General features: G+C 68.2%; 25 protein-coding genes. 12 read left to right on the top strand and 13 right to left on the bottom strand.

Annotation, left to right across the window (positions count from 1 at the left end; all coding sequences use genetic code 11):
* Positions 1–13: 13 nt before the first annotated feature.
* The 3 genes from ACIHA7_RS03425 to ACIHA7_RS03415 all read right to left on the bottom strand — a co-directional run bounded on the left by ACIHA7_RS03425 (position 14) and on the right by ACIHA7_RS03415 (position 2,351).
* Entirely contained in the window at positions 14–598 is a 585-nt protein-coding gene (locus ACIHA7_RS03425) for a DUF3558 domain-containing protein (protein ID WP_397285103.1), read from the bottom strand.
* Positions 595–984, bottom strand: coding sequence for a hypothetical protein (locus ACIHA7_RS03420; protein WP_397285101.1), 390 nt, complete (start codon positions 982–984; stop codon positions 595–597). The genes ACIHA7_RS03425 and ACIHA7_RS03420 overlap by 4 nt, the downstream gene beginning before the upstream one ends.
* A 170-nt stretch (positions 985–1,154) precedes the next feature.
* Positions 1,155–2,351 carry an FAD-dependent monooxygenase gene (locus ACIHA7_RS03415; protein ID WP_397285099.1) on the bottom strand — a complete coding sequence of 399 codons (1,197 nt, stop codon included), beginning with the start codon at positions 2,349–2,351 and terminating at the stop codon, positions 1,155–1,157.
* Between the two features lie 111 nt (positions 2,352–2,462).
* Between ACIHA7_RS03415 and ACIHA7_RS03410 the strand changes: the two genes are divergently transcribed.
* Both ACIHA7_RS03410 and ACIHA7_RS03405 read left to right on the top strand, forming a co-directional pair.
* Positions 2,463–3,194, top strand: coding sequence for a TetR/AcrR family transcriptional regulator (locus ACIHA7_RS03410; protein WP_397285096.1), 732 nt, complete (start codon positions 2,463–2,465; stop codon positions 3,192–3,194).
* Positions 3,195–3,247: 53 nt separating this feature from the next.
* Complete coding sequence (locus ACIHA7_RS03405; RefSeq protein ID WP_397285094.1) at positions 3,248–3,667, top strand: limonene-1,2-epoxide hydrolase family protein; 420 nt, start codon at positions 3,248–3,250, stop codon at positions 3,665–3,667.
* Between the two features lie 10 nt (positions 3,668–3,677).
* Here ACIHA7_RS03405 and ACIHA7_RS03400 read toward each other — a convergent pair whose 3' ends face one another.
* Positions 3,678–4,388, bottom strand: coding sequence for a helix-turn-helix domain-containing protein (locus ACIHA7_RS03400; RefSeq protein ID WP_397285092.1), 711 nt, complete (start codon positions 4,386–4,388; stop codon positions 3,678–3,680).
* 240 nt (positions 4,389–4,628) lie between these two features.
* Here ACIHA7_RS03400 and ACIHA7_RS03395 point away from each other — a divergent pair, with 240 nt between their 5' ends.
* Both ACIHA7_RS03395 and ACIHA7_RS03390 read left to right on the top strand, forming a co-directional pair.
* The gene (locus tag ACIHA7_RS03395) at positions 4,629–5,813 is read left to right on the top strand and encodes a cytochrome P450 (protein ID WP_397285090.1); all 1,185 of its coding nucleotides are present in this window, start codon (positions 4,629–4,631) and stop codon (positions 5,811–5,813) included.
* Between the two features lie 13 nt (positions 5,814–5,826).
* Positions 5,827–6,033 carry a ferredoxin gene (locus tag ACIHA7_RS03390; protein WP_397285088.1) on the top strand — a complete coding sequence of 69 codons (207 nt, stop codon included), beginning with the start codon at positions 5,827–5,829 and terminating at the stop codon, positions 6,031–6,033.
* A 39-nt stretch (positions 6,034–6,072) separates the two neighbouring features.
* Here the strand turns inward: ACIHA7_RS03390 and ACIHA7_RS03385 are convergent, their stop codons facing one another.
* A complete protein-coding gene (locus ACIHA7_RS03385; protein WP_107659177.1) occupies positions 6,073–6,345 on the bottom strand; it encodes a hypothetical protein in 273 nt (90 codons plus the stop codon).
* A 316-nt stretch (positions 6,346–6,661) separates the two neighbouring features.
* Between ACIHA7_RS03385 and ACIHA7_RS03380 the strand changes: the two genes are divergently transcribed.
* From ACIHA7_RS03380 to ACIHA7_RS03370, 3 genes are all read left to right on the top strand, one after another.
* Positions 6,662–8,047 carry a PhoH family protein gene (locus tag ACIHA7_RS03380; RefSeq protein ID WP_135233215.1) on the top strand — a complete coding sequence of 462 codons (1,386 nt, stop codon included), beginning with the start codon at positions 6,662–6,664 and terminating at the stop codon, positions 8,045–8,047.
* Positions 8,048–8,216: 169 nt separating this feature from the next.
* The gene (locus tag ACIHA7_RS03375; RefSeq protein WP_240772394.1) at positions 8,217–8,783 is read left to right on the top strand and encodes an esterase; all 567 of its coding nucleotides are present in this window, start codon (positions 8,217–8,219) and stop codon (positions 8,781–8,783) included.
* Positions 8,784–8,884: 101 nt separating this feature from the next.
* A complete protein-coding gene (locus ACIHA7_RS03370) occupies positions 8,885–9,742 on the top strand; it encodes an acyl-ACP desaturase (protein ID WP_397285085.1) in 858 nt (285 codons plus the stop codon).
* A 347-nt stretch (positions 9,743–10,089) separates the two neighbouring features.
* On the opposite strand, the gene ACIHA7_RS03365 is transcribed toward ACIHA7_RS03370, so the two are convergent.
* Together ACIHA7_RS03365 and glpX are read right to left on the bottom strand one after the other, a co-directional pair.
* Entirely contained in the window at positions 10,090–11,493 is a 1,404-nt protein-coding gene (locus ACIHA7_RS03365; RefSeq protein WP_397285083.1) for a class II fumarate hydratase, read from the bottom strand.
* A gap of 190 nt (positions 11,494–11,683) precedes the next feature.
* Positions 11,684–12,727 (bottom strand): class II fructose-bisphosphatase, encoded by a 1,044-nt coding sequence (gene glpX / locus ACIHA7_RS03360; RefSeq protein WP_135233212.1) that lies wholly within the window; start codon positions 12,725–12,727, stop codon positions 11,684–11,686.
* Positions 12,728–12,918: 191 nt separating this feature from the next.
* Here glpX and ACIHA7_RS03355 point away from each other — a divergent pair, with 191 nt between their 5' ends.
* Both ACIHA7_RS03355 and ACIHA7_RS03350 read left to right on the top strand, forming a co-directional pair.
* Positions 12,919–13,485, top strand: coding sequence for a DUF4245 domain-containing protein (locus ACIHA7_RS03355; protein WP_397285081.1), 567 nt, complete (start codon positions 12,919–12,921; stop codon positions 13,483–13,485).
* A 102-nt stretch (positions 13,486–13,587) separates the two neighbouring features.
* Complete coding sequence (locus ACIHA7_RS03350; RefSeq protein ID WP_397285079.1) at positions 13,588–13,806, top strand: hypothetical protein; 219 nt, start codon at positions 13,588–13,590, stop codon at positions 13,804–13,806.
* On the opposite strand, the gene ACIHA7_RS03345 is transcribed toward ACIHA7_RS03350, so the two are convergent.
* The 4 genes from ACIHA7_RS03345 to ACIHA7_RS03330 form a co-directional block, all read right to left on the bottom strand.
* On the bottom strand, positions 13,803–14,147 hold the full coding sequence (locus tag ACIHA7_RS03345; RefSeq protein WP_135233209.1) for a VOC family protein: 345 nt from the start codon (positions 14,145–14,147) through the stop codon (positions 13,803–13,805). The genes ACIHA7_RS03350 and ACIHA7_RS03345 overlap by 4 nt on opposite strands.
* Complete coding sequence (locus ACIHA7_RS03340) at positions 14,144–14,392, bottom strand: exodeoxyribonuclease VII small subunit (RefSeq protein ID WP_397285076.1); 249 nt, start codon at positions 14,390–14,392, stop codon at positions 14,144–14,146. Before ACIHA7_RS03340 ends, ACIHA7_RS03345 begins: the two co-directional genes overlap by 4 nt.
* A gap of 2 nt (positions 14,393–14,394) precedes the next feature.
* Complete coding sequence (gene xseA / locus ACIHA7_RS03335; protein WP_397286483.1) at positions 14,395–15,627, bottom strand: exodeoxyribonuclease VII large subunit; 1,233 nt, start codon at positions 15,625–15,627, stop codon at positions 14,395–14,397.
* A 181-nt stretch (positions 15,628–15,808) separates the two neighbouring features.
* Positions 15,809–16,486, bottom strand: coding sequence for a lipid droplet-associated protein (locus ACIHA7_RS03330; RefSeq protein WP_397285074.1), 678 nt, complete (start codon positions 16,484–16,486; stop codon positions 15,809–15,811).
* A 163-nt stretch (positions 16,487–16,649) separates the two neighbouring features.
* Here ACIHA7_RS03330 and ACIHA7_RS03325 point away from each other — a divergent pair, with 163 nt between their 5' ends.
* Together ACIHA7_RS03325 and ACIHA7_RS03320 are read left to right on the top strand one after the other, a co-directional pair.
* Positions 16,650–17,660 (top strand): 4-hydroxy-3-methylbut-2-enyl diphosphate reductase, encoded by a 1,011-nt coding sequence (locus ACIHA7_RS03325; RefSeq protein ID WP_397285072.1) that lies wholly within the window; start codon positions 16,650–16,652, stop codon positions 17,658–17,660.
* Between the two features lie 600 nt (positions 17,661–18,260).
* Positions 18,261–19,208, top strand: a complete 948-nt coding sequence (locus ACIHA7_RS03320; protein WP_397285070.1) for an aminoglycoside phosphotransferase family protein — start codon at positions 18,261–18,263, stop codon at positions 19,206–19,208.
* A 10-nt stretch (positions 19,209–19,218) separates the two neighbouring features.
* On the opposite strand, the gene ACIHA7_RS03315 is transcribed toward ACIHA7_RS03320, so the two are convergent.
* A complete protein-coding gene (locus tag ACIHA7_RS03315) occupies positions 19,219–20,097 on the bottom strand; it encodes a DUF6542 domain-containing protein (protein WP_397285068.1) in 879 nt (292 codons plus the stop codon).
* A gap of 57 nt (positions 20,098–20,154) precedes the next feature.
* Positions 20,155–21,312, bottom strand: a complete 1,158-nt coding sequence (locus tag ACIHA7_RS03310) for a DNA recombination protein RmuC (RefSeq protein ID WP_107659166.1) — start codon at positions 21,310–21,312, stop codon at positions 20,155–20,157.
* Between the two features lie 393 nt (positions 21,313–21,705).
* On the opposite strand from ACIHA7_RS03310, the gene ACIHA7_RS03305 reads away from it, so the two are divergent.
* A complete protein-coding gene (locus ACIHA7_RS03305) occupies positions 21,706–22,884 on the top strand; it encodes an exonuclease SbcCD subunit D (RefSeq protein WP_397285066.1) in 1,179 nt (392 codons plus the stop codon).
* Positions 22,885–22,886 lie beyond the last annotated feature (2 nt).

The following is a 22,886-nucleotide window of genomic DNA, read 5'->3' as shown; positions in this document are numbered from 1 at the left end:
CCCGTGGGGTTGTTCAGCTGCCCGCGGGCAGCAGTGGTGCGACTGCTTGGGCGATTTCGGTGGCGATATCGCAGGCGGCGAGGTTCCTGTTCGCCGGTGTCTGCGGCACGTTGGTCAGGATGTACAGCGAGCCGGAATGCATCTCGATGTTGATCGAGCACCCGCCGGGGACATCGGGTCGCGCTTCGTAGCGCACCGCTTTGCGAGGGCCGGCGGGGACCTCCACGGCGGCAGGGAATTTGTCGCGCACCTGGCCGAGTGTGTTGTTGGTCGTCTCGATGACGAACCCGTAGCCGGCCTTGGCGACATAGCGGCAGCCCTTCCAGGTGACCGCGCCCGCACTGTCCTGCTTGGGTTCCGGCGGCTTCGCATTCCACTGGCGCTGGGCGAGGAACTGCGGTGTCAGCGCCGCGCACGGGTCGAAGGCGGCGTGTGGATTCGACTCGGTGGATGTTTTCGGTACGGCCGACGATGTCGACGTGGCCGAAGTCGGTGTGCCCGCGGCCTTTTCGCCGACGCACCCGGTCAGCAGCAACAGTCCCGCCGCAACCGCGAAACCGCCACTGCGAGTGACGATTCGGCGGGAACCCGGATTCATACGCTGATCTCCCGCAGCTTGGCGGCGAACCCGGCGTCGGTGCGGACGTAGGTGTCGCGAATGGCGGTGAACATGGCCTGGATCTCTTGTGCGACGGCGATGTAGTCGGCGATGGTGTCGAACGCATTGTTGGGCCCGCCTGCGGCCTTCTCCCGGAACAGGGTGACCAGTTCGACGGCTGAGGACAATCGCGCATTGCCTTCGCCCAGGCCCCAATACGACCGTTCGCCGAGTTCGCGCGCGTCGGTTTGTACCGCCACCAGCGAATCGATCAACTCCTGACACGCCTTGTCGATATCGACGAACCCCTGCGGATCCATCCGTACCGTCAACGCCCCCGCCTTCGCCTCCTCGATGTACCCGGGAAACGGGCTGTCCACCGCCATCACCGTCCCCTTTCATGAGTGCCTCTGACCCTATAGACGCGCCCCGCCCCGCTTCGGTTCCATCGAAACACAGCGGATTCTCCGGTGCGACCGGATCGGCGCATCGACCCGGCATACCGGTCGCCCTCGTATGCGTGGGGAAGATCGAAAACTCCCTGCGGCCAACGCTTTCAGTTGATCTCGCGTTGCCGCACCATGGCCGGGTAGTCCTGCAGGTCGATGTCGTTGGCGGCCTTGTCGGCGTACTTCGCCATGAGGGTGAACAGGTGCGATCCGAGGAACCAGTTGCGCAGCCGGATGCCGAGCGCCGTCTTCGGCGCGAGGAACTTGCCCGTGTTGTTGTTGTCGGCGATCTTGGCGTAGTCCCGCATGATCTCGTTGTAGCGGGCGAAGGCCACCGCGTGATCGCCGTTGGCGACGGCGAGTTCGCCCGCGATGACGTACGCGCCCATGAGAGCGAGTCCGGTGCCGAAGCCCGCCAACGTATTTCCGTACGCCGCGTCACCGACCAGCGCGACCCGCCCCTTGGTGTAACCGCCCGCCATCCGCATCCGGCTGAGCGAGTCGAGGTAGATGTCGTCGACGTCGGCCAGCTCGCTGAGCATCTGCGGTACGTCCCCGGGCATGTCGGCGAAGACCTGCTCGATGATGCGCCGTTGAGCGGCGGTGTCGTCGCGGGAGTAGTCGAGTTCGGGGGAGGCGAACATGTAGAACTGTTGCGCTTTCGGTCCGCCGCTGATGGCGAGTTTGCCCGGCGCGTTGTGGCCGTAGGCGGTGGCGCGTGCCCGCGGTCCAGTCGCGGTCGGGACTGCGGGGGCCGCACCCGCGATGCAGTAGTAGTGGCCGAGATATTCGACGAAGTCCTTCTCCGGTCCGAAGGCCAGTCGGCGTACCCGGGAGTGGATGCCGTCGGCGCCGAAGACCAGGTCGTAGGTGCGCGCGGGCCCGTGCTCGAACTCGACGTGCACGCCGTCGGCGAGCTCGGTGAGCGCGCTGATCGAGTCGCCGAACAGATATTCGCAGTGTTGCGCGGTGTGCTGGTACATGATCTCGGCGAGGTCGCCGCGCAGGATTTCGAGGTCCCCGCCGGTGAAGTCGCCGGACATGGTGGCGAGCCGGTCGCCGTTCGCGTCGACGAAGACGGTGTCGGTGGTGCCGGTCCTGTGCCGCTCGATCTCCTCGCGGATGCCCATGCGATCCAGCACGGTCAGCTGGGTGCGGCCCTTGAAGTCGATGGCCTGACCGCCCGGCCGCACGCTTCGGGCCCGCTCGACCACGGTGACGGCGAAGCCGTAGCGGTGCAGCCAGTAGGCGAGGGCGGGGCCCGCGACGCTGGCGCCGGAGATGAGAACGGTCTGGTTACGCATGGGTGCTCCATCCACAAGTTCTGTGTCCATCGGATTCTGTTTCCGCCGGACGCAAATCAGCGTATGGTAGACACAGTTTTCGAGTCAAGCTGCCCTCGAAAGGATCCGGTCATGCCGACCCCGACCACCGTGCAGCTGCTGTGGGGCACCCAGCAGCGGCCCAAGCGCGGCCCGAAGCCCGCCCTCTCGCTGGAGGGGATCGTGGCCGAGGCGATCGCACTCGTGGACGCCGAGGGCCTGGCGAACCTGTCGATGCAGCGGCTGGCCGAGCGGCTCGGTTTCACCAAGATGTCGCTGTACCGATACGTGCCGAGCAAAGAGCAGCTGACCGCGCTGATGCTCGATGCCGCGATGGGCACACCACCGGATAACGCCGCGCTGCAGGATGTTCCGTCCGCCGAGCGCTGGCGCGCCGGGCTGCGCCGGTGGGGCGAGGCGATCTATCAGCGCTACAGCGCGCATCCCTGGGTGATCGAGCTGACCGTCGGCGCGCGTCCGTTCGGCCCCAACGAAATGGGCTGGCTGGAGAGCGCCCTCGTCGCGCTCGCGGACACCGGACTCACGGGTCCGGAGCAGCTCGACACCATCGTGCTGGTCAACGGCCACGTCCGCAGTCTGGTCCAGCAGACCCAGCCGCTCGGCGAGGACCCGAGCGCGCAGTTCGCCGAGATGGTGAGCGTGGCCGGCGATCGCTACCCGGCCGTCACGGCCGCTTTCGCGGCGGAGGCGGCGGCAACGAGCGCACCGCCGGACTCGGGCGGTTCGAACAACGCCCTGCACTTCGGCATCGAACGAGTGCTGGACGGTTTGGGCGTCCTGATAGCCCGCCGAGCCGGTGGCTGAATGGGCCCCGCAGGGACTCCCCACCGCCCCCGGCCACGGCCTATCGTCGGATCATGACCCAGGACCTCGAACTTCAGCAGGACGCGATCACCACGGTGCGGGAGTTCCTCTCCGCGCTCGAACTCGGCGCCGTCGACGAGGCGTTGGAGTTGCTGCACCCGGACGTCGTATGGAAGAACACCTCGCTGCCTGATGTCGGCGGCGGACTGGCGCGCAAGATACTGCGGAACCTGAATCGGGACCCGTTCGGTTTCGAGGTCGACGTGCACCACATCGCCGCCGACGGCAACATCGTGCTCACCGACCGCACCGACTTCCTGCAGTTCGGCCCGCTGAAGATCGGGTTCTGGGTGACCGGCACCTTCGAGCTGCGCGAGGGTCGAATCATCCTGTGGCACGACCACTTCAGCTGGGAGAACTTCCTGCGCGGCACCGCCGTCGGGCTGTGGCGCGCCGCGTTCTCCCGCGACTGAAGCGGCCGACTCAGTCCTGAGTTCGCTGCTGCTGCAGCAGTTCTCGCCAGCGCTCGGCGGAGCCGATCATGTCGTGGCCGACGAAGTCGAGGAATCGGCTGGTGTTGTACGCGCGTAGGCCCGCCGGGGTGTCGCTGCCGAGCAACTCGGCGCCGCGCCGGGTCACCGCGGCCAGCTCGCACACCTGTTGCGCGCTGACCATGGTCGCGTGGACCCAGATGTTGTCGTCGATGACGTAGCGATCCCGGCGGCTGCGAGCATCGCGTTCTCGTCGTACGAGCGCCTGGGTTTCGAGCATGGTGATGGCCGAGGAGATGGTGGCCGGGCTGACCCGGAGCCGTTGCGCCAGTTCGGCGGCGGTGAGGCTGCCGCTGTCGGTGGTGTAGAGGCAGGCCAGCGCGGCCGCCGCGGTGCGCGGAACTCCGGTCCTGGTGATCTGCGCGACGAACTGCGCCACGAATTCGTCGAGCACCACATCGCCTGCCGCCGGGGCACTTTCGGCGGTCGCGCCGCGCGATCGGTGTCGACGCGCGCGTAACTCGGTGGCTCGGTGCGCCCGCGCCGGGTGGTAGCGATTGGGTCCGCCGTTGCGGGTGACTTCCCGGCTGACGGTGGAGGTCGGCCGGTTCAGCTGCCTGGCGATCTCGGCGTACCCGAGCCCCTCCGCGAGACCCTCGCCGATCTGCCTGCGCTCGTCCTGGGTCAACCTGCCGCCCGGCATGAGTCGCCTCCCTCGCGATCGAGTGGTTCGTCGGGCCGAACCCGTTCCGGCGAGTATTGCGCTCAGTGGCAGGCCATTGCAATACCTAGGTCAGCCACGTGCATTCAGTGGCATATTCATTGCAATTCGATTGTGGAATCTACCTGCTGAAATGGCCTGATAGCCGACTTTTATCGTTGGAGAATAATTGAACGCAACGTAGCGTTCGGGCATCGCCGAAACTCGAACGAAGTAGGAATCATGGTCCATCAACCACTCTCCGAATCCGTCGAACTCCCCACCACGCGCCCGGCCGGTTGCCCCTTCGACCCGCCCGCGGAACTGGCCGCGCTGCGCCCGCTGGTGCGCATGACTTTCCCCGACGGCCATCACGGCTGGCTCGCTACCGGGCACGCGACCGTCCGCGCGGTCTTCGCCGACCCCCGGTTCAGCGTGCGCTACGAACTCGGGCACAACCCGCTGGCCGATGGCGGCCCGATGCCGCCTGCGATGCCGGGTGACCTGCTCGGTGTCGACCCGCCGGAACACACGCGCTACCGAAAGCTGTTGTCCGGCAAGTTCACCGTGCGCCGGATGGCTACGCTCACCGAGCGCGTCGAGCAGATCACCACCGACCATCTGGATGCCATGGCGCGCGACGGCGGCCCGGTCGATCTGATCGAAGCGTTCGCCTTCCCGGTCCCCGCGCTGGTCATCTGCGAGTTGCTCGGTGTTCCGTCGGTCGAGCGCGACACCTTCCGCGAGTTCGTCGCCGTGGCCAACGACATGGCCTCCTCCGTCGACGAGCGGATAGCGGCCTTCGCCGAGGGGGAGAAGTATCTGCGCACACTCGTGCTGGCCAAACGCGCCGAACCCACCGACGATCTGCTGAGCGACCTCACCGACACCGACTTGACCGACGACGAGCTCGCCGGCATAGGCACCCTCCTGCTCGGCGCGGGCCTGGACACCACGACGAACATGCTGGCGCTCGGCACCTTCGCCCTGCTGTCGCACCCCGATCAGCTCGCCGAGCTGCGCGCCCGGCCTGAACTCGCCGATCGGACCGTCGAGGAGCTCATGCGCTTCCTGAGCATCGTGCACACCACGTCGCGGACGGCGGTCGAGGATGTCGAGCTGGACGGTCAGCTGATCAAGGCGGGGGAGACGGTCGCGCTGTCGACGCAGGCGGCCAACCGCGATCCGGCCAGGTTCGACGATCCCGACACCTTCGACATCCGGCGCAACGCGGTCGGGCACGTCGGTTTCGGGCACGGCATCCACCAGTGCCTCGGCCAGCAACTCGCCCGCGTCGAGATGCGAGTCGCGTTGCCCGCCTTGGTGCGTCGCTTCCCGACGTTGCGGCTGGCCGTCCCGGCCGACGAGGTCCCGTTGCGACACGACATGGACATCTACGGCGTGCACCGGCTCCCGGTCACCTGGTAGGGGGCGGGCACCGATGAGGATCACGGTCGACCGGCACCGTTGCATCGGCGCGGGCATGTGCGCGCTGCTCGCACCCGAGGTTTTCGATCAGGACACCGATGACGGAAAGGTGCGGCTGCTCGATCCCGCCCCGCTGCCCGCTCGGCATGCGGTGGCACGCGAGGCCGAGCACGCCTGTCCGTCCGGCGCCATCGACGTTCTTACGGACGGAGCCACGTAAACGCAGGTCAGGATGGGTAGATCCCGCCGGACCGGTCACTCAGCTGTGCTCGTTCAGGTACTCCAGATAGAACGGCCGCAGCACCTCGGCGACCTCACCGTCGCCCGCGTGGATGTAGTCGTCGATCATCGGCAGCACGTACTTGATGTCGGCTTCGCTCTCGCCGAGGTTGCCCGCGGCGGCCTCGGCGGCCGGGATCGAGGTGAGCAACCGCCACAGGAACTTCACGTCCCCGTGTCGCACGGCCAGCTTCACCGCGCGATCGTGCAGTTCCTTCGACGACAGCTTCTCCAGGTCCTCGTTACCGGCCATGCCAGCGACTCTAACCGGCGCCGCCGATCGGCCGCGACGGCCCGGCCGTTCGCGTCGGCGAGTGAGGTTAACGACAAATTCACGGACACGCCTACCTGTGCGGGAGCGGGGAAGCGTAGTTCGGCGGTAGCGTCGATGGTGCGGGCCGCGGCGGTGTGGCTCGTACGGGAGGTCCTGACCGTGACTGAGCTATTCAGTACGAGGGGGCCGGCACCCGGCCCTCGTGGCATCTGACGGCAACGTCAGGTCCCATCAGGACGGACCGGTCCAGCGAGATCGTTCGTGCGGGTGCCGCGCGGACACAGAGGAGCCCACCGTGACTGCTTCACGCTCCGTTCCCGCTCCCTCGGCGCAATCCCGTTCCGCGAAAGGCGGAACCGCCGCGAAGGGGGCACACCCCTCGCATTCCCTCGCCAATACCTTCGTCATCGACACGTCGGTCCTTTTGTCCGATCCCTGGGCGTTCACCCGGTTCGGCGAACACGACGTCGTGCTACCGCTGGTGGTCATCAGCGAACTCGAAGGCAAACGGCATCACCACGAATTGGGCTGGTTCGCGCGGGAAGCCCTGCGCAACCTGGACGATCTGCGCCTGCTGCACGGCAGGCTGGATCAGCAGGTGCCGATCGGCACCGAGGGTGGAACGCTGCAGGTGGAACTGAACCACACCGATCCCGCGGTCCTTCCGGTCGGATTCCGCACCGACACCAATGATTCCCGAATCCTGGCCTGTGCACTCAATCTGGCGGCCGAGGGCCGTCAGGTGGTGCTGGTGTCCAAGGACATTCCGCTACGGGTCAAGGCGAGTGCGGTGGGCTTGCAAGCCGACGAATACCACGCACAGGACGTCGTCACCTCCGGCTGGTCCGGCATGGTGGAGCTCGACGTCAGCTCGGGACAGATCGACCAGCTCTACTCGGAGTCCGTGCTCGACCTGGACGACGCCCGGGAACTGCCCTGCCACACCGGAATCCGGTTGTTGGGTAGCAGTTCCAGCGCGCTCGGCCGGGTCACCCCGGACAAGCGGGTCCAGCTGGTGCGCGAACGCGAGGCGTTCGGCCTGCACGGCCGCTCCGCCGAGCAGCGCATCGCGCTCGATCTGCTGCTGGACGAGAGCATCGGCATCGTCTCGCTCGGCGGCCGGGCAGGCACCGGCAAATCCGCGCTCGCGCTGACCGCGGGCCTGGAGGCGGTGCTGGAGCGGCGAACTCAGCGAAAGGTGGTTGTCTTCCGCCCGCTCTACGCGGTCGGCGGTCAGGAACTCGGTTACCTGCCGGGCAGCGAGAGCGAGAAGATGGGTCCGTGGGCCCAGGCGGTCTTCGACACCCTCGACGGGCTGGCCAGCCGTGAGGTGATGGAGGAGGTGCTCGCCCGCGACATGCTGGAGGTGTTGCCGCTCACCCACATTCGCGGCCGGTCGCTGCACGACTCGTTCGTGATCGTGGACGAGGCACAGTCGCTGGAACGCAATGTGCTGCTCACGGTGCTCAGCAGGCTCGGCACCGGTTCTCGGGTGGTGCTCACCCACGACGTGGCCCAGCGCGACAACCTGCGGGTCGGCAGGCACGACGGCGTGGCCGCGGTGATCGAAAAGCTCAAGGGTCACCCGTTGTTCGCCCACATCACGTTGACCCGCAGTGAGCGCTCGCCGATCGCGGCGCTCGTGACCGAGATGCTGGAGGAGTACGGCCCCAACGCCTGAGTTGGCTGGTGTGTTTCCGCTCACAGTTGCCGGGTAATATCTCGGCGATAGCTGTTCGGTATGACCCGGCGTGTCCCTGGAGGATTCGCCGGGTCATTGCTGAACATCGGCCTAGGCTGCCAGCGGCGTCACCGAGTCGGCGACGTTTTCGGTAGCCACTTTCGAGAGGATGGAAATGCACCACTTCGCTCGACGAACGGCTGGATACACTGCCCTGCTCGCCGCCACCGGCCTGATCATCGCCGGCTGCAGCAGCAATGACGACGACGACAAGAACGACAGCGCGGCCTCGGCGGGAGCGTCGGCGGCCTCGGCGCTGATGACCACCACGGTCCCGATGGGCACCACCGAGGAGCACACCTCCGGTGCCGCGGAGGAGACCAAGATCGCGACGCAGCGTGGCGACATCGCCGTCTCCGGGCACATTTTCGACAAGTACGTGCAGACCGGCGGCCCGACCGGCCCGCTCGGCGCTCCGCTGGAGGCGCAGGAAGACGGACCCGACGACGGCAAGTACCAGGACTTCGTCGGCGGCACGATCTACAAGGCCAAGGACGGCCAGCCGCACATCGTGTGGGGCGAGATCCGCAAGGCGTGGGAAGACAACGGCGGCGCCAAGGGCAAGCTCGGCTACCCCACCAGCGACGAGAAGGACATCGCGGGCGGCAAGGAGAGCGACTTCTCCGGTGGCACCATCACCTGGGTCGACGGCAAGACGACCGTCACGCCGAAGTAGGTAGCCGGTTCGGCGCCCGGGACGGCTCAGCCGGTCCGGGCGCCCGTCCAGTCTCATCCAATGAATGCCCGCATTTCGGGCTCACCCGCTAGGTTGGCTAGGTGCAAACTCTCTTGACCGATCGCGAGTTGCTCGAATCCCTCGCGCTGGACGTGGAATCCATTCTGCGTCGCCACATCGACGCCGCCGACGGATGGCAGCCGCACGACTTCGTGCCGTGGGACGACGGCCGCAACTTCGCGTTCCTCCACGGGACCGACTGGGCGCCGGAGCAGTCCGAGCTCAGCGAGGTCGCCAAGCTGGCGTTGACCGTCAGCGTGCTCATCGCGGACAACCTGCCCTCGTACCATCGCGAGCTGGGCAAGTACCTGCGCACCGGCGCGTGGTGGCGCTGGGTCGGCCGGTGGACCGCCGAGGAGAACCGCCACGAGATCATGATCCGCAACTTCCTCATGGTGACCAGGGCGGTCGACCCGGTCGAGCTGGAGCGGATGCGGATGAAGCACATGACCGACGGCTTCCGCCGCCCCGGCATGCACCTGCTCGACGTGCTGGCCGCCTGCGCCTTCGAAGAGGTCGCCGCCGCCATCCGGCATCGCAACACCGCGGCGCTCGGCGAGAGCCCGATGGTCACCGCGATCGCCGAACGCATCGCCCTCGATGACGAGATGCAGGCGGTCGTGTTCGCCGAGCTGGTCGAAGCGGGCCTGAACGTGGCGCCCGATCAGGCGATGCGCGCCATCGCCGACCAGGTCGCCGACTTCAAGGTGCCCTCGGTGACGCTGGCCGACGGCCGCACCAGCGACGAGGTGCTCGCCGCAGCCGGGATCTACGACCCGGCGAAGGAGAACGAGTTGGTCTTCAAGCCGCTGCTGAAGCGGTGGAACGTCTTCACCCGGACCGACCTCGGTGAAGCGGGCGAAGCGGCTCGCGCCGAACTCGCGCATCTGCGCGACTGAATTATCCCCGGTCGGCGCGTGGATTTACCGCGCCGGCCGGATTTCTTTTCCTTTCCGCGTACATGTGATGAAACACACGCGGCATTGCCAGCGATTAGCTGAGTACATCCGCATTACGCGGAAGAAGGAAAGGAAAGAACCATGATCACTGCATTTCTCGCCGCTGTTTCCGCTCTGGCCACACTCGGCGCGGGCGCGTTCCTCGCAGCACTCGGCATCTTTTTGTGATGCCCCGCGCGGGTACGTCTGCCACGGCTGACCTACCCGCGCACTCGCTTGTTCGAGCGTCACGCCGGACCGGAATGAGGGTGTCCGGCGTGCCGCTCGACAGGCGTCGAATGTACTGACTATTTCTTGTCTTCGACCTTCGCCATGGACAGCACATCCAATCGGCGGTCGAGTTCTTCCTCGGTGAGCTTCTCATCGAGCAGACCGCGATCGATAACCGTCTGGCGAATTGTCTTCTTGTGCTTCAACGCTTCTTTGGCAACCGCCGCCGCCTCCTCGTAACCGATCGCCGAATTCAGCGGGGTGACAATGGAGGGCGAGGATTCCGCCAATGTGCGGAGGTGGTCCACATTGGCGACCAGCCCGCGCACACACTTGTCGGCGAAGAGCCGGGAAACATTGGCGAGCAAGCGAATCGACTCGAGCAGATTGCGCGCCATCACCGGGATATAGACATTCAGTTCGAAGGCGCCGTTCGCGCCGCCGAACGCGACGGCGGCGTCATTGCCGATCACCTGCGCCGCGACCTGCGTAACCGCCTCGGGCAGCACGGGATTGACCTTGCCGGGCATGATCGAACTGCCGGGCTGCAGATCGGGCAGCTGGAGTTCGCCGAGCCCGGTCAGCGGGCCCGAGCCCATCCAGCGAATGTCGTTGGCGATCTTGGTGAGGCTCACCGCGACGGTGCGCGCCGCACCCGACGCCTCGACCAGTCCGTCCCTGGCCGCCTGCGCCTCGAAGTGATCCCTGGCCTCGCGCAGCGCGTCGAGACCGGTCGACCGGACCAGCTCCGCAACGACCTTCCCGCCGAACCCGTCTGGCGCATTGAGGCCGGTGCCCACCGCGGTGCCGCCGATGGGCAGTTCGCCGAGGCGCGGCAGGGTGGCCATGAGCCGGTCGATGCCCGCGGCGATCTGGCGGGTGTAGCCGCCGAACTCCTGGCCGAGGGTCACCGGCACCGCGTCCATCAGGTGGGTGCGCCCGGACTTGACCACGGTCCGCCACTCGGTCGACTTGTCCAGCAGGGCCAGCCGCAGGTGCTCGAGCGCGGGCACCAGGTCGGTGATAATCGCCTCGGTCGCGGCGAGGTGCACCGCGGTGGGGAAGGTGTCGTTGGACGACTGCGACATGTTCACGTCGTCGTTCGGGTGCACGGTGACGCCGTTCGCCTTGGCGATCGAGGCGATCACCTCGTTGGCGTTCATGTTCGAGCTGGTGCCCGAGCCGGTCTGGAAAACATCGATCGGGAACTGGTCGTCGTGCTTGCCCGCGGCGATCTCGTCGGCGGCGGCGATGATGGCGTCGGCCTTCGCGGGGTCGAGCAGCCCCAGATCCCGATTCACCTTGGCGCAGGCGGCCTTCAGCAGGCCGAGCGCGCGGATCTGCGCGCGCTCCAGGCCGCGTCCGCTGATCGGGAAGTTCTCCACGGCCCGCTGGGTCTGCGCCCGCCACAGCGCGTCCACCGGGACCCGCACGTCTCCCATCGTGTCGCGCTCGATGCGGTATTGCGTCTCGTCTGCCATGTTTCCGACCATATGCCCGAGACGACCGCCGTGGGGCTGCCACGCCTGTAGTGATTCGCACACCCGTGGTTGCGTCGCGCGCGGAATATCTGTGTGCTGGTCGGCAGGTCGCGTTCGGCTCGCCTCGATGGGCCGAAAAGCAGAGACGCGCAGGGGATACCTGCGCGTCTCGGGGTCTCGATGTGCCGGATCAGGGCAGCGGGGGCACCGCATGCTCATCACCGATGAAGTCGACCGAGGAGTACTCGCGCAGCTTCGTCAGGCGGTGGTAGGCGTCGATCATCCGGACCGTGCCGGACTTGGAGCGCATCACGATCGACTGGGTGGACGCGCCGCCACCGTAGTAGCGCACGCCGCGCAGCAGGTCGCCGTCGGTGACGCCGGTGGCGCAGAAGAAGACGTTGTCACCCGCCACCAGATCCTCGGTGGTGAGCACCCGATCCAGATCGTGGCCCGCGTCGATTGCCTTCTGCCGCTCGTCGTCGTCGGTGGGGGCCAGCATGCCCTGCAACTCGCCACCCATACAGCGCATCGCGGCGGCGGCGATGATGCCCTCGGGCGTGCCGCCGACGCCGACCAGGATGTCGGTGCCCGAGTCGGGCCTGGCCGCGGCGATGGCGCCCGCGACGTCGCCGTCGGAGATCAGCCGGATGCGCGCGCCCGCGTCCCGGACCTGCTGGATCAGCTCGGCATGCCGGGGGCGGTCCAGGATGCAGACGGTCAGGTCCGACTTCGACAGGCCCTTGGCCTTGGCGACCCGCCGGATGTTCTCGCTGATCGGGACGGAGATATCGATCACGTCGGCGGCGTCGGGGCCGACCGCGATCTTGCTCATGTAGAACACCGCGGACGGGTCGAACATCGCGCCGCGCTGGGCGACCGCGAGCACGGCGATGGCACCGGGCGAACCCTTCGACATCAGCGTGGTGCCGTCGACCGGGTCGACCGCGAAGTCGACCTCGGGTCCGGTGCCGTCACCGACGAGCTCACCGTTGAACAGCATGGGCGCCTCGTCCTTCTCGCCCTCGCCGATGACGACCACGCCGCGCATGGACACCGAGTTGACCAACTGGCGCATCGCGTCGACCGCGGCGCCGTCGCCCCCCTCCTTGTCACCGCGTCCGACCCACCGGCCTGCGGCCATCGCACCGGCCTCGGTGACGCGGACCAGCTCGAGCGCGAGGTTGCGGTCCGGCGCCTCGCGGCGGCTCGGTGTCGGGGAAGATGCCGTCATTGCGGGGTGCCTCCTGTGCGTCGGTACAAAATCTATGCGCCGCGCGCGGGGTCCTCGGTGGTTACGCAAGCTGCATGACCGCGCGCGTCGGTCTGGACGATTGTCTCACCTGGACTGAGACGGGCGTACACCCTGCTCGGTCGATCGGGGTGCGTGCGGGAGCACCGGACGCGCGAGTGGATACTGAGTGCGTGTCCCCGCAAAAGCCACGCATCATGAACGACTACCGGGATCTGTTCTGGTCGCTGATCCCCCTCGTGTTGATCGCCGTGGTCTTCGCCGGCCTGGCGAGCCAATGCAGTTTCGCCGCAAAGGGTCCGACGCAGGGGCAGATCCCGCACTTCGATGCCAAGGCCGCGCTCACCTCCGACGCGCGCAGCCTGCCGTTCCCCATCCGGAACCCGGCCGTGCCCGCCGACTGGACCCCCAACTCCGGCAGCCGCGAGAACATCAGCGGCACCGGCGGCGGCCCGATCAGCACTGTCGGCTATATCACTAACCATGGCGCGTACATGCGCTTCAGCCAGAGCAGCGCGACCGAGGAAGCCCTGTCCCGATTCGTGCTCGGCTCCCGCTACGCCACCGGTACCGAGCAGATCGGCGACCAGAAATGGATCGTCTACGCCGAGCCGGGCTCGGAATCGGCCTGGATCAGCGACCTCGGCCAGGCCAGGGTGCTCATCACCGGCGCCGGTCAGCGTGAGTCGTTCGTCACGCTGGCCCAGGCCATCACCGCGGCCGCGCCGATCAAGCCCTGACCCTGGTGCGCGTCGAGCCCTGATGAATGGGGTCGTGCGCATCGGGAGAAGTCGTCGAATACTGCTTGGCGGGTGGGGATTCGGACGAACTCGGACAGCGCTATGAAGAAAACCATTGCAGGCCTCGCGGTCGCCGCCATGCTGTTGGCACCCGCGACGGCGACTGCCGCCGCTCCACTCGAACAGACCACGACGCTCGTCGCCGAGAGCGGTTCCGCCGCGACCGGTTCGGCCGGCGAATACCTGTGCAGACTGCTGCGGATGTTGCGCGCCGGGTGGGTGGACAGTTCGGGCGGCGGCCCGGCCTGCACGTTTCCCTAGCGGTGGTTGACCACGTTGACGATGGTGCCGCTGGGGTCGCGGACGAAGAATCGGCGCACGCCCCACTGTTCGTCGGTCAGCGGATAGACGATGTCGGCGCCCGCGGCGGTCATCGCCGCGTGCACGGCGTCCACGTCTTCGACCTCGACGCTCATGTTCGGCTGCAACTTCTCCGCGCCGGGGCCGATGAGCAGCACCTGGGCGGTGGGGTTGGCGGGGGAGGCCATCGTGACGACCCAGCCGAGGTCCATCGCCTCCTCGAAGCCGAGCAGCCGGTAGAAGTCGCGGCTGCGCTCGATGTCGGTGGTGTGGATGTCCGGCGTCGCCCGGCGGATCGTCACTTCTCGTTCTCCAGATCCGTGCGCGAGAGTGCGTCCTCCACGCGCTTTCTGGCACCGGCCAGGTGTTCCTCGCAGCGATTGGCCAGCGCCTCGCCGCGCTCCCACAGGGCGAGCGACTCATCGAGGTCCAGGCCGCCCTGTTCGAGCATCTTCACCACATTGACCAGTTCGTCGCGGGCGCGCTCGTAGCCGAAGGTGGCGATCTCAGCCAATTCGGTCTCGGCATCCTTGCCGGGGTCGGCCAAGGTCAGCTCCTCCTTGTTGCGGTGTTGTCCGGGTTGCGGGCGCCCAGCGCCTGGGTGCCCAACGCGGCTGCGGTGACGGCCCCGTCGGCGACCCTGATGCGCAGCTGGCTGCCGGCGGGCGCGTCCTCGATCGTGCGCACGACATGCCGTTCCGGGCCGGCGACGCGCTGCACGACAGCGTAGCCACGGGCCAGGGTGGCGGCCGGGCCCACCGCGGTCAGCTTCTCGCGCAGGTGCCGGGTCGCGGTGGCCTCGGTACGAATGAACTGTTCGGCACAGCGGCGGGTCGACGCGCGCAGGCGCTCGACTTCCTCACGGCGCCGGTCGATTTCGCGCAGCGGATCGGCCAGCACGGGGCGCGAACGCAGTTGGGTCAGCGCGCGGGTCTCGCGGTCGACCCAGCCGCGCAGCGCGGCGGCGGAGCGGGCCCGCATATCGCGCACACCGGCCAATTCCGCTGCGGCGTCGGGCACCACGCGCTTGGCGGCGTCGGTGGGTGTCGCGGCGCGTAGATCGGCGACGAGATCGCTGAGCGGGTTGTCCGGCTCGTGGCCGATCGCGCTCACGATGGGGGTGGTCGCGGCGACGATGGCGCGGCACAGCGCCTCGTCGGAGAAGGCAAGCAGGTCCTCAACGCTGCCGCCGCCGCGGGCGAGCACGATCACCTCGACGGCCGGGTCGCGGTCGAGCTGGGCGAGGGCCTCCAGCATCTGTGGCACTGCGGTCGGACCCTGCACCGCGGTATTGCGGATCTCGAAACGCACTGCGGGCCAGCGATTTCTGGCCACCGTCAGCACATCGCGTTCGGCGGCGCTGGCCCGGCCGGTGATCAGGCCGACGGTCTTGGGCAGGAACGGGAGCGGCCGCTTGAGCCGCACGTCGAAGAGGCCTTCGGCGGCGAGCAGGGCCTTCAGCCGCTCGATGCGGGCGAGCAGTTCGCCGATGCCGACCGGGCGAATCTCGATGACGCGCAACGACAGTGTGCCCCGACCGGTGAAGAACGAGAGCTTGCCGTAGACCACCACCCGGCTGCCTTCCTGCAGCGGGATCGGGGACTTGCGGATGAGGTCGGGGTCGCAGGTCACCGACAGCGACATGTCCGCGGACGGGTCACGCAGCACCAGGAACGCGGTGCGGGTGCCTGGGCGCAGGTTGATCTGGGTGATCTGGCCCTCGACCCAGATGCTGCCGAGCCGGTCGATCCACTGCGCGACCTTGATCGCGACGGAGCGCACCGGATACGGCTGCTCGGCGGAGTTGGCGGGCGCGGCCGAACTCGCGGGCGCGGCGGTGGCCTGCGCGGGCGGTTGGCCGGTGCGCTCCGGTTGACCGGGGGTCACCCGGCCAACCGTCGACGAAGGTGTGCGTGGCACCTGAGGCCCGAGACCCCGAGGAGGCTTACGCGCATGGTTTCGGTCACTGCGCCTGCACGGTGGCGATCCGATTCGTCAGCATGGTCACGAACGGTGCCCGGTTGCGGGTCTGCTGCTCGTAATCCAGCAGCGCGGTGAGGTCTTCGACGGTCAGCATGCGCAGGCGGGCACGCAGCTGAGCCAGGGTCATGCCGCCGTAGTCGTAGCGGGTGGCTACTTCGGGCACGCTGATCTCCGGCGCGGGGTCGGCCGCGGGGACGATCTCGAGCTTCGGTTCGGACGCCGGCTCAGCGGTCTCCGGCTCGTCGGCGCTCGTCGCCGAGGTGCTGTGTCCGTTGCCCTCGGCGGCGCGGGCGGCGGCCTCGGCGGGCAGGGTCTCGCGAGCCGTGAAGGTGGCGGCCTCGGGCTCGTCGGTGGCGTACAGGTCGAAGCGGCTGGTGCGCGCCGCGCCGCCGCTCTGGGTCGGCTCCGGGTCGAGGTCCTCGTCGAAGGTGGCCCACTCCGGCTGTTCCTCCGGAGAATTGGCCAATCGATCGAAGACCGCGTCGCCCTTGAGCGCGAGGCTCGTCACGAACTGCTGGACATGCATCGTCGTCTGCAGCAGCTGACTGATCGCGGTGATCGGTAAATTCATTGCGGCCGTGGGTAGCCGACGAGTCTCCTCGACGGCGTACACGGCGGCCCCGGCGGCTACCCGGGCCAGGAACGGTGGTCGAAACATGGTCCTAGCCTGCCCGAAATGGTGTGCTATGCAAAGGTCGGGGCTCACGAGAGTGATTCTGGCGTATCGCACGGCGCGGGCGGACCACGCCTCGCCGCAGGCCGCCGACTTCGGCGCACTGCCCGGACGGCGGATAGTCGGTCGGCGCACGTAAGCTGTCGGCATGTCCTCGGCCATACCCTTGAACGTCGGAATCACCCGCTCAGCGGGTGCCGGAACCGTCGATCCCGTCGGCGGCAAGCGGGTGCTGCTCGCCGAGCCACGGGGGTACTGTGCCGGCGTGGACCGAGCGGTGGAGACCGTCGAGAAGACGCTAGAGAAGCACGGCGCGCCGATCTACGTGCGCAAGGAGATCGTGCACAACCGCCACGTCGTGGAAACCCTGCGTGAGCAGGGCGTCATCTTCGTCGACGAGACCGACGAGGTGCCCGAGGGCTCGGTGGTCGTGTTCTCCGCGCACGGCGTCTCACCCGCGGTGCACACCTCGGCCGCCGCCCGGAACCTGCACACCATCGACGCGACCTGTCCGCTGGTGACGAAGGTGCACCAGGAGGCCAAGCGGTTCGCCCGCGACGACTACGACATCCTGCTGATCGGCCACGAGGGCCACGAGGAAGTCGAAGGCACGGCGGGCGAGGCGCCCGAGCACGTGCAGCTGGTGGACGGCCCCGCCTCGGTGGACAAGGTCACCGTCCGCGACGAGTCGAAGGTGATTTGGCTCTCACAGACCACGCTGAGCGTCGACGAGACGATGGAGACGGTGCAGCGGCTGCGCGAGCGCTTCCCCGCGCTGCAGGATCCGCCGAGCGACGACATCTGCTACGCCACCCAGAACCGTCAGGTGGCGGTGAAGGCGATGGCGCCCGAATGCGATCTGGTGATCGTCGTCGGCTCGCGCAACTCCTCGAACTCGGTGCGCCTGGTCGAGGTCGCGCTCAACGCCGGCGCCAAAGCCGCCTACCTCGTCGACTACGCCCGCGAGGTGGACCCCGCATGGCTCACCGACGTCCGCACCGTCGGCATCACCTCGGGTGCCTCGGTGCCGGAGATCCTGGTCCGCGGCGTGCTCGACATGCTCGAGGAGCACGGTTACGCCGATGTGCAGCCAGTGACCACCGCCAACGAGACCTTGGTCTTCGCGCTGCCCCGCGAACTGCGCACCACCCGCCGCTGACCCGCGCGACCACACCCTGAGGTTGAGCTGCGGCGAACCGCCCGGGTTGAGCTGCGCGACCATCCCGGGGTTGACCTGCGGCGAACCCGCCCGGGTTGAGCTGCGCCGGACCATTTGGCGTTGAGCGGGATGTCGGTGGCGTGGTGTCCCGTTGCGGCTGATGGAATTCGCGCGGGAAACGTGGTGGCGGGTCGACCCGGTGGGTGTTGCTATGTGTCCCGTTGAGGGTGGATGGCGTTCGCGGGTGGGACGTGGTGCGTGGTGCGTGGTCCGATCCGCTCGGTGCCGCCGTGGTGTCCGCTTGATTGCTGTCAGGGCCCGCCGCCATACGGCGAGCCGCCCGGCGCTGTGCTGCGGCGAACCATCCGGGGTTGTGCTGCGCCGAACCGCCCGGGGTTGTGCTGTGGCGAACCATTCGGGGTTGGGTTGTGGTGAACCATCCGGCGTTGAGCTGTGCCGAACCGTCCGGGGTTGAGCTGCCGAGCCGTTCGGCCGACTATGCCCGGCGGCGTTGTGTCGCATCAGCCTCCGAAGCCACACCGGACGCGCAGCGCCATAAATATGTCGCGCTGTGGCGGCCCGGCCTGACACCATCGCCGCATGCCAGCAGCCATGACATCCGATCAGCTCGCCGCCCGCACCAACCGAGCGGTCGCCGCGGCGGTCGACGCGGGCCGTGATCTCGGGCTGACCGTGACCGACCCGAAGGTCCTGCACGACGCGTTCTCTGTGGTCGTGCACCTCGCTCCAGCACCGGTGGTGGTGCGGGTGCCGACCGTCCTGCTCTCGCCCGACCTGGATCCGCAAACGACACGCCAGCGCTCGGAGCTCGACGTGGTGGCGTGGCTCGCGGAACAGGGCATTCCGGTGATTCCGCCGAGCCCGCTCGTGCCACGGGAACCCGTGCGGCGCAACGGTTTCTCGATGACGTTCTGGCAGTTCGTCGAGCTGGACGCGAGTGTCGAGCCCGACTACGCGCACAACTGCGGCCTGATCGCGGACCTGCACGCCGCGCTGCGCGGCTACCCGGGCGAGCTGCCATTCCTGTCCTCGGCCGAACCGGCGGTGGTCACGCAGAGCCTGGCCGCCCTCGCGCAGAGTCCCGACCTCATCGACCCTGCGGATCTCGATCGTGCGCAGCGGGAATGGGAGATCCTGGAACCGGTCATCCGGTCGCGTGCGGCGTTCGAGGCGGAGTTCCCCGGTATCGACCTCCAGCCGATCCACGGGGACGCTCCCGCGGTCAATATCGTGCACACCTCGGGTGGACCGTTGTATGCCGACTTCGAGCTGACCACGCTCGGTCCGGTCGAATGGGATCTGGCGTTTCTCGGCCCCGAATGCGAGGCCGCGTACAACGCCGCGGCACAGCGGCGCGGTCTGCGCCCGCTGGACGAACGCCTGATGCGGTTCATCAACGCAGTGGGCATGGCCAGAACGCTGGCCTGTCTCGCGGTGGTGCCGCAGCTGCCCATGCTCGCCGAGGCGTTGACACCGTCCATCGAGTATTGGCGGTCGATGCCGTTCGCAGGCGGCCTGAGCGACTGAACGACCGCGGTTATAGGTTCTCGGGCCTGCGGCGGTCGGTGCGGCTCGAATCCCGTTCGCGGTAGCGGACGTTGGGCTGCGGGTGCGGCGGCGGCAGATCGCTCCGGCGGCGCGGCGGATTACCGCGCGGCGGTTCGTTGTCCGCGCGTGGCGGCGCCGCGGCGGGGCGGGTGCCGGTGCGCGGAGCGGGGCGCCCCTCGCGGGGCCGGGCGGGGGCGGCGACCCGCGGCGGCGCGTCGGCCACCGGAGGCGCGGGCCGACGGGACGGCCGCGGGGTCTTCTCCTCGAGATCGTGCTCGAGGTCGTCCGCCTCGTCCTTGGGTCGGCGGGTGCGACGGCGGGCCGACTCGGCCAGGCTCGCCGCGCCGGTCCGGCCGGAGCGCGGGCGCTTGGTGGCGGTCCGGCCCCAGCTCTCGCCGCGCCGCGACTCCGTCGCGCGCTCGTCGGGCTCGCCGCGGCGCTGCATCATGATGCGCGCCCCACCGATCAGCAGCACCAGGGCGGTGGCGAGGAACATCGTGGGGAACCGCTCCACCAGCGGAACCGCCAGCTTCAGCAGGATCTCAGTGATCGAGCTCATCGCCACGCCGGTCAGCTGCTTGTAGGCGAGCGGGACGGCGATGAACAACAGCAACGGCGGCAGCACCATGGTGGTGAACAGGCCGCGATAGCGGACCGTCAGCACGGCTGCCAGACAACCGACGATGTACAGCGCGGCGAAGGTACCGGTCAGATCGGTACTGTCGCCGTTCGCATCGATCAAGAAACCCAGAAACGTGCAGGCAACCGCGATCAGGACCGCCGCACCCACCGGGAGACCCGGAACGGTCGGCAGTATCGAGCGTTGCGGCGCGGGCACCCGGGTTCGCACACGTTGGGAAGCAGCCACATTGTGAACACTAACCGTCGCCGCGCCGGAGGGCGTTATGGCACGGCGGTTACCCGGTTAATCAGCGGCGTCGGCGAAGCCCACCGCGCGTGGCCAGGAATCCACCCGCTGGATTGCCGGCACCTCCTCTTCCGCAATTTCCAGGTCGTGCAGTTTGCGTGCGGTGACCATGACCCGCGATTCCACCGACGCCACGGTGTAGTTGAAAGCGTCCACGGCCTTACCGAGTTGCGCGCCGAGCCGGTCCAGGTGCCGACCGGTCATGCCGAGCCGGGCGTACAACTCCTTTCCCAATTGCTGAACGGTCGCCATATCTCGCGACAGTGCTTCTTGCCGCCAGCTGAACGCGACCGTGCGCAACAAGGCGATCAAGGTGGTCGGCGTCGCGAGGATCACGTTCCGGCCGAACGCGTACTCCAGCAAGCCGGAGTCGGTGGTCAGCGCGGCGTCCAGGAACGGATCGCCGGGCACGAACAGCACCACGAATTCCGGCGCCGGATCGAAGGCGGCCCAGTACGCCTTGTCGGCCAGCTGGTCGATGTGCCCGCGTAGATGTTTCGCATGCCTGGTGAGATGCTCGGCCCGCATATCCGGATCGTCGACCGTGCTGGCGTCCAGATAGGCACTGAACGGGACCTTGGCGTCGACCACGATGTGCCTGCCGCCGGCCAGGTTCACCACCAGGTCGGGTCGGACGTTGCCGGTCCGGTCACCCGCGCCGTTGCCGCGGGCCGCGCGCGTGACCTGGGTGTCGAAGTCGACGTGCCTGGTCATTCCGGCGAGTTCGACCACGCGCTCCAACTGGATCTCACCCCAGCGTCCGCGCACCTGCGGCGCCCGCAGCGCGGCGACCAGCTGGCTGGTCTGGCTGGTCAGCTGCAACGAGGTGCGCTGCATGCCCGCCACCTGCTCGCGCAGGCCGGAGTACGCGTTGATCCGATGATGCTCGACCTGCTGGATGTGCTGGTTCAGCGCGCCGACCGCCTCGCGCAGCGGGTCGACCATGGCGCCGATCGCGTGCGAATGCCTGCGCGCCGCATCCTCGTTCGCCGCGGTGAGCGACTGCCGCAGCAGCCGCTCGTTGTCGGTGGCCGCGGCCAGTCTCGCCTCCGCCGCGGTGGCCCGATGCCCGGCGCGTGCGGCATGGCCGAGCCAGCCGAGCCCGACTCCGGCGGCGAATACCAGCATCAGTGCGACAAGCATCGGTGCGGTCATAGCGCCGATAGTGCCGCACGCCACCGACAAGTGCCGTCGGTTGGCAATTACGCAGCGCCGTGTCGGCAAATGAGGTGGTCAAGCCATGCATACGGCGCGATCGGTCATGACGTGGCAAACGAATTCGTGACCTGCCTCGCTTCGCGGCCGTCGATCGGGCGCTGCCCATGACGCGTCGCCGCGCGGAACCGCACCCAAAACTTCGCTCGCGGTGGCACTCTCAGCGCCCCGCCATGGCGACACGGGTCAGCTCCGGCAGCCGTGCGTACGCTCCGGAATAGCCATCGGAGTGCCGGACGAATCACCGCTGACACGCCGGAGAAGAGGGCGGCTATCCGACACGAGGGCCACGGCAATTGAATTGTGTCGGTGCGGTGGCCTACGGTTTCGCGGATGCGGATGCTGCACACCTCGGACTGGCACATCGGGCGCACGTTCCACGGGGTCGATCTGCTTGCCGACCAGGCACGTTCACTGGCCGCGATCGCGGAGCTGGTGGTCGAGGAGTCGGTCGAGGTGGTGGTGCTGCCCGGCGACGTGTACGACCGGTCCATTCCGAGTGCCGACGCGATCGCGGTGTGCAACCGAGGCTTCGAGGCCATCCGCGCGGCCGGTGCCCGGATCGTCGCCACCTCCGGCAACCATGACTCGCCCGCGCGGCTCGGCGCGGGCGCGAGCTTCGCGGCGGCGGGCGGGCTGTATCTGCGCACTACCGTCGCCGATGCCGACCGGCCGGTACTGCTCGAGGACGAGCACGGCCCCGTGGCGTTCTACGGCATTCCGTACCTGGAGCCCGACATCACCCGCGCGGAACTCGATGTGCCGCAGGCGCGTTCGCACGCGGAGATCCTCGACGCCGCCATGCGTCGGATCCGCGCGGACATCGCGCAGCGAGACGGCGTGCGCACAGTGGTGCTCGCGCACGCCTTCGTCGTCGGCGGCGAGGCGACCGGTTCGGAGCGCTCCATCTCGGTCGGCGGCGTGGAGACGGTGCCCATGGCCGCCTTCGACGGCATCGACTATGTCGCGCTCGGCCACCTGCATTCCCCGCAGACGCTGTCGGAGTCCGTGCGCTATTGCGGCTCCCCGCTGCCGTATTCGTTCGCGGAGAGCTCACATCGCAAGGCGGTGTGGATCATCGAGCTCGATGCCGCCGGCCTGCACTCGGTCGAACGGCGAGACCTGCCCCTGGTCCGCGGCCTGACCAAACTCACCGGAACACTCGACGAGTTGCTCACCGACGCGAGCCACGCGGCGGCCGAGGAGCACTACGTCTCCGCGGTGCTCACCGACTCGACCCGCCCGGTCGACGCGATGCGCAAGCTGCGCGAACGCTTCCCGCACGCGGTGCACGTCGAGTGGGTGCGCCCGGAGGGCAACCCGGAATTGCGCTACCGTGAGCGGGTGCACGGCCGCCGCGACACCGAAGTAGCGCAGAGCTTCCTCACCGACGTCCGCGGCGCGCCGAGCGCGGGTGAAATGGCGTGGCTGGAGCGGGCGCTCGCCGCTGCCGTCGCCGAACCGGACCAGGCGCTGACGGCCGCCGACTCGGCAGCGGAACTCTCGGCGTGAGG

Origin of the sequence: Nocardia sp. NPDC052316 (assembly GCF_044547795.1) — a bacterium.
Taxonomy (GTDB): domain Bacteria; phylum Actinomycetota; class Actinomycetes; order Mycobacteriales; family Mycobacteriaceae; genus Nocardia.
The sequence above is the reverse complement of the archived record's forward strand: the minus strand, read 5'-3'. Positions and strand labels throughout refer to the sequence as shown.

What these genes read in the sequence shown, in the direction of transcription:
- ACIHA7_RS03330 (WP_397285074.1), bottom strand. Translation starts at nt 16,486, where the DNA reads ATGTTTCGACCACCGTTCCTGGCCCGGGTAGCCGCCGGGGCCGCCGTG.
- ACIHA7_RS03400 (WP_397285092.1), bottom strand. Translation starts at nt 4,388, where the DNA reads ATGCCGGGCGGCAGGTTGACCCAGGACGAGCGCAGGCAGATCGGCGAG.
- ACIHA7_RS03390 (WP_397285088.1), top strand. Translation starts at nt 5,827, where the DNA reads ATGAGGATCACGGTCGACCGGCACCGTTGCATCGGCGCGGGCATGTGC.
- ACIHA7_RS03395 (WP_397285090.1), top strand. Translation starts at nt 4,629, where the DNA reads ATGGTCCATCAACCACTCTCCGAATCCGTCGAACTCCCCACCACGCGC.
- ACIHA7_RS03405 (WP_397285094.1), top strand. Translation starts at nt 3,248, where the DNA reads ATGACCCAGGACCTCGAACTTCAGCAGGACGCGATCACCACGGTGCGG.
- ACIHA7_RS03305 (WP_397285066.1), top strand. Translation starts at nt 21,706, where the DNA reads ATGCGGATGCTGCACACCTCGGACTGGCACATCGGGCGCACGTTCCAC.
- ACIHA7_RS03310 (WP_107659166.1), bottom strand. Translation starts at nt 21,312, where the DNA reads ATGACCGCACCGATGCTTGTCGCACTGATGCTGGTATTCGCCGCCGGA.
- ACIHA7_RS03320 (WP_397285070.1), top strand. Translation starts at nt 18,261, where the DNA reads ATGCCAGCAGCCATGACATCCGATCAGCTCGCCGCCCGCACCAACCGA.
- ACIHA7_RS03425 (WP_397285103.1), bottom strand. Translation starts at nt 598, where the DNA reads ATGAATCCGGGTTCCCGCCGAATCGTCACTCGCAGTGGCGGTTTCGCG.
- ACIHA7_RS03415 (WP_397285099.1), bottom strand. Translation starts at nt 2,351, where the DNA reads ATGCGTAACCAGACCGTTCTCATCTCCGGCGCCAGCGTCGCGGGCCCC.
- ACIHA7_RS03420 (WP_397285101.1), bottom strand. Translation starts at nt 984, where the DNA reads ATGGCGGTGGACAGCCCGTTTCCCGGGTACATCGAGGAGGCGAAGGCG.
- ACIHA7_RS03350 (WP_397285079.1), top strand. Translation starts at nt 13,588, where the DNA reads ATGAAGAAAACCATTGCAGGCCTCGCGGTCGCCGCCATGCTGTTGGCA.
- ACIHA7_RS03410 (WP_397285096.1), top strand. Translation starts at nt 2,463, where the DNA reads ATGCCGACCCCGACCACCGTGCAGCTGCTGTGGGGCACCCAGCAGCGG.
- ACIHA7_RS03385 (WP_107659177.1), bottom strand. Translation starts at nt 6,345, where the DNA reads ATGGCCGGTAACGAGGACCTGGAGAAGCTGTCGTCGAAGGAACTGCAC.
- ACIHA7_RS03325 (WP_397285072.1), top strand. Translation starts at nt 16,650, where the DNA reads ATGTCCTCGGCCATACCCTTGAACGTCGGAATCACCCGCTCAGCGGGT.
- ACIHA7_RS03365 (WP_397285083.1), bottom strand. Translation starts at nt 11,493, where the DNA reads ATGGCAGACGAGACGCAATACCGCATCGAGCGCGACACGATGGGAGAC.
- glpX (WP_135233212.1), bottom strand. Translation starts at nt 12,727, where the DNA reads ATGACGGCATCTTCCCCGACACCGAGCCGCCGCGAGGCGCCGGACCGC.
- ACIHA7_RS03375 (WP_240772394.1), top strand. Translation starts at nt 8,217, where the DNA reads ATGGAAATGCACCACTTCGCTCGACGAACGGCTGGATACACTGCCCTG.